At 71.0% G+C, this 4,099-nt stretch carries 4 protein-coding genes; 3 read left to right on the top strand and 1 reads right to left on the bottom strand.

All coding sequences use genetic code 11. The features are described from left to right. Together KBI44_21505 and KBI44_21500 are read left to right on the top strand one after the other, a co-directional pair. The coding region (locus tag KBI44_21505) for an O-antigen ligase family protein (GenBank protein MBP9147063.1) at nucleotides 1-1,332 on the top strand (1,332 nt) is incomplete at its 5' end. Beyond that, a complete protein-coding gene (locus KBI44_21500; protein MBP9147062.1) occupies nucleotides 1,329-1,835 on the top strand; it encodes a tetratricopeptide repeat protein in 507 nt (168 codons plus the stop codon). The genes KBI44_21505 and KBI44_21500, both read left to right, overlap by 4 nt. On the opposite strand, the gene KBI44_21495 is transcribed toward KBI44_21500, so the two are convergent. Then, nucleotides 1,782-3,221 carry a sugar transferase gene (locus KBI44_21495; protein MBP9147061.1) on the bottom strand — a complete coding sequence of 480 codons (1,440 nt, stop codon included), beginning with the start codon at nucleotides 3,219-3,221 and terminating at the stop codon, nucleotides 1,782-1,784. The two genes, KBI44_21500 and KBI44_21495, sit on opposite strands and share 54 nt — an antisense overlap. A gap of 402 nt (nucleotides 3,222-3,623) precedes the next feature. Between KBI44_21495 and KBI44_21490 the strand changes: the two genes are divergently transcribed. Further along, on the top strand, nucleotides 3,624-4,099 hold a 476-nt coding region (locus KBI44_21490; protein MBP9147060.1), incomplete at its 3' end, for a methylenetetrahydrofolate reductase.

Genomic DNA, 4,099 nt, shown 5'->3' with positions numbered 1-4,099 from the left:
TGGACGCTCTGGCTGCTGCTCATCGCCGTGCCGTTCGTCCTCGACTCGGCGCAGAAGGACGCCTTCCGGTTGCCCAAGGCGCTCCTCGGAGAGACCCTGGCGCTGCTGTCGCTCTTCTTCCTCGCGCTCGCCTGGCAGGGGAAGGAGGCGTGGCGCCGGCTGCTCGGGGCGCCGTTCGTCGCGATGTTCGGCCCCTTCCTCGCGATCGCGACGCTGGTCTCGCTCGCGAGCCCGCATCTGGCGCATGTCCACCGCGGCCTCGTCGGCCTCTGGATCGGGGCGCTCGCGGTCTGGGGCTGGAGCGTCGGCTTCTCCCGCCGCGAGCTCGGCGAAGCGCTCACCTTCTCGGTCGTCCCGGCCGCGATCCTCGCCGGGGTCGCCATCCTGCAGTTCCACGGCCTCTACCAGCCGTACAACTTCGTCGGCATCGCGGAGTCGTCGCGCTTCGCCATCGGCTCGCTGGCCGGAAACGTCGGCGATCTCGCGGCCGCGCTCGTGCTGCCGGCGCTCCTGGCGCAAGCGGAAATCGCCCGCGGGCGCCGCGGCCGCCGGACGATGCTCTCGGGCCTGGCGCTGGCGCTCTGTCTCTACGGTCTGATGGTGACGCAGACCTTCTCGGCGATCGCCGGCGTCGCTGCCGGGACGCTCGTCTTCTGGGCGCTGCGCCTGTCGCGCCGCCGGGCGGCGATCGGCGCCCTCGCAATCGCCGCGCTCGCCGGCGGGGTCGTGGTGATGCTCTCGCTCGTCGGGCCGTTGCGCGAGCGCAGCCTCGGCAAGATCGACCAGATCGCACGCGGCGACTGGAATTCCGTGCTGACCGGCCGGCTCGACGGCTGGCGGGCCGCCCTCTGGATGGTCGAGGAGCACCCGCTGACCGGGGTGGGGGTCGGTGCCTACCGCACCGAGTTCATCCCGGCGAAGACGGCGCTGCTGCGCGAGGGCGTCGTCTTCTTCGCCGACCAGATGAACGTCGTCTTCGCCAACGCCCACAACGACCTGCTGGAGGTCGCCGCGGAGACCGGCCTGCCGGGGCTGGCCGCGTTGCTTCTCGGGCTGGCCCTGCTGGCGCGGCGGATCGCGCGCCGAAAGCGGCGCGAGAGGGCCGGCGGGGAGGCTCCGCCGGAGGGCGCCGACGCAAGCCGCCCGGCGACGGTCTCGAGCGCGCTCGCCTGGGCGGGCGTCGCCGGGATCGGCGTCCTCTCGCTCGCCAACTTTCCGTTCCGGATCGCCATCGCCCTCTGGCCGATCTGCCTGTTCCTCGCCTGGATCCTGAGCTCCGATGGGGCCGACGAGGGCGTCGCAGAGAGCGTCGACGAGGCGGGCGCGACATGAGGCTCGCGATGCGGCTCCTCCTGCCGGCCCTCCTGGCGCTGGCCGTGGTCGCCCAGGTGCGGCGCGGCGCGGACCTGATGCGCGCCCAGCACCTCATCTACAGCGTCGAGCGCCGCACTCTGGCGATGATGCGCACCGGCGATCTCGACAAGTCGAAGCTCCGCGGCCACCTCGCCGCGCTGGCCGATGCCCGCAAGCTCGACTGGGCCGAAGTCCAGATCCCGGCGCTGCTCGGCGGGCAACACCTGATGCTCGGCGAGCTCGAGCCGGCGCGGAGCTCCTACGTCATGGCGTTCCGGCTCGAGCCCCGCCCCGAGATCCTGGTCAACCTCGGCAAGGTCTGCTACTCGCAGGGGGCGCGGAAGCGGGCGATCCGCTACTTCGGTCAGGCGGTTCTGCTCGATCCGCGGATGCTGAAGGAGGTCCCGCTGGATCTGCGCGAGGCGGTGTCAGACGCCCTGCGACGTCAGGACGATCCGTACGGTACGGACGAGGATGGATAGGTCGAGCCAGAGGCTGCGGTTGGAGATGTAGGCGAGGTCGTAGCGCAGCTTGTTCTCCGGCGTCGAGTGGTATTCGCCGTTGACCTGCGCGAGGCCGGTCAGCCCGGGCAACACGGCGAAGCGCTCGGCGTAGCCGGGGACGCCCGCGAGGTGCTGGCGGACGAACCCGGGCCGCTCCGGACGCGGACCGACGAGACTCATCTCGCCCACCAGCACGTTCCACAGTTGCGGCAGCTCGTCCAGCCGGTAGCGGCGCAGGAAGCCGCCGACCGGGGTGAGCCGCGGATCGTCGCGCAGCGCGAGGATCTCGCCGGATTCGCGCTCCGCGTCCTGGCGCATGGTGCGGAGCTTGGCGACCTTGAAGGGCCGCAGGGCACGGCCGACGCGCTCCTGGCGGAACAGCACCGGCCCGGCGGAGGAGAGACGCACCGCCAGGGCGGCGAGCAGGAACAGGGGCGACGCGGCGATCGCCAGCAGGGCCGCTCCGGCCAGGTCGAAGACGCGCTTGACCGGCATCGCCGCCCGCCAGTCGCCCTCGCGCATCACCTCGATCAGGGGCAGGTCGTTGATCCAGCGGTAGCGCATCGTACCGATGAGGCTCTCGAACGGGCCCGGCAGGAGCAGGATTGTCGGGCGTCGCGGGCGGCTGCCCGCGATCTCGTCGATCAGCGCCGTCTGCCAGGAGTCGGCCTCGGGCGCCAGGATGACGTCGTCCACCTCGCCGCTCGCCAGCAGGAGCTGGAGCTCGGCGGCGCTCGCGAGGCGCCGTCCGAGCACGTCGTCTCTCCGGTCCGGGCTCGCGTCCTGCCGCTCATCGAGGTCCTCCAGCGCGGCGGGGGACCGGCTCCCCGGGACCGGCAGATAACCGCGAACCTCGAGGCCGTGAAAGTGGTGCTCGCGGATCTTGCGGGCGACGTCCAGCGCCGCGGGCCCGCAGCCCACCAGGATCACCTGACGCATCGGGGTGCGGACGAGGCTCTGCAGAGCGACGCGCCAGAGGACGAGCGCAGCCGTGTTGAGCAGCGCGAACAGCAGGAGCACCGAACGCGGGAAAGCCTGGCTGGCGAGGAACAGGGCGGTGGCCAGGGCGAGAGTCTGGAAGAGAACCGCGAGGCTCACCCAGCGGGCGATCTCCAGCCGGGGGCGCTTCGTCCGGGTTTCGTAGAGCCCGAAGAAGTAGAGCGCGACCGGCTGGGAGACCACGACCCAGATCCAGATCAGGTCGAAATAGGCCAGTTTTTCGAGCGGCAGCGGCTGCGTCGAGCCCGGGAGCGCCGCGAGGATGCGGATCTGGAAGGCGAGGTAGAGCGCGATCCACGCCACGGCGAGGTCGCCCAGGAGCGACCAGGCGCGCCAGGTGGCGTGATTCTGGGAGTCGCGAAGCACCCCCGGACTCTATCGAACCGGTGGGGAGACCGGGGGCGGACCGGAGGCGCCCCGTAGGTTCGCAGCGGGCGGCTGGCGGGCACCGGTCGCCCGCCGGACGCGTTGACAGCCCGGCGGCCGGGAGCTACGCTTTTGCTGCATTCGGAGCGGTCCGAAGGGCGAGGCGGCGAACCGGAGCGCATCCGGTGGACCCCCGGGGCCCTCCGGACTCGGCAACCTGGGGCGGACACCCAAGGTGCCCTCCCGTCGTGCAAGACGGGGATGCGGCCGGGCGAGGTCCTCCTGGAATCCCCAGGGCTCCGATCGCCGGCAACCAAGTGTCCGGACTCGAGAACCCGCTCCCACTGCTGCCGGCGAGCGGGTTTTTTTTGTCGCCGATCGATTCGTGAACGGGAGGGGCATTTGAAGGTCATCGAGCATCTCGAGCGCGCCAAAGAGCCGCTGATCAGCTTCGAGATCATTCCGCCGCTGCGCGGCGGCGACGTGCGGAACCTGATGGGCCTGATCGAGGACCTGGTGCCGTTCCGGCCGCCGTTCATCGACATCACCAGCCATGCGGCGGAGGTCTTCTACGAGGAGACGCCGGCGGGGATCCAGCGCCGGGTGAAGCGCAAGCGGCCCGGCACGATGGGCGTCTGCGCCCTGATCCAGAACAAGTACGGCATCGACGCCGTGCCGCACGTCCTCTGCCGCGGCTTCACCCGCGAGGAGACCGAGGACTTCCTCATCGAGCTCCGTTATCTCGGCATCGACAACGTCCTCGCGGTGCGCGGCGACGACAGCGGTTACCAGAAGCCGCTGCGCGAGGGCAGGAGCGCCAACCGCTTCGCCTCCGACCTGGTGACCCAGATCGACGCCATGAACCACGGACGCTACCT

The organism is Thermoanaerobaculia bacterium, assembly GCA_018057705.1.
Taxonomy (GTDB): domain Bacteria; phylum Acidobacteriota; class Thermoanaerobaculia; order Multivoradales; family JAGPDF01; genus JAGPDF01.
This window is presented reverse-complemented; position numbering and strand designations above follow the sequence as displayed.

Excerpts from the sequence above, each read along its gene's own strand:
- KBI44_21500 (MBP9147062.1), top strand. The coding sequence starts at position 1,329 with ATGAGGCTCGCGATGCGGCTCCTCCTGCCGGCCCTCCTGGCGCTGGCC.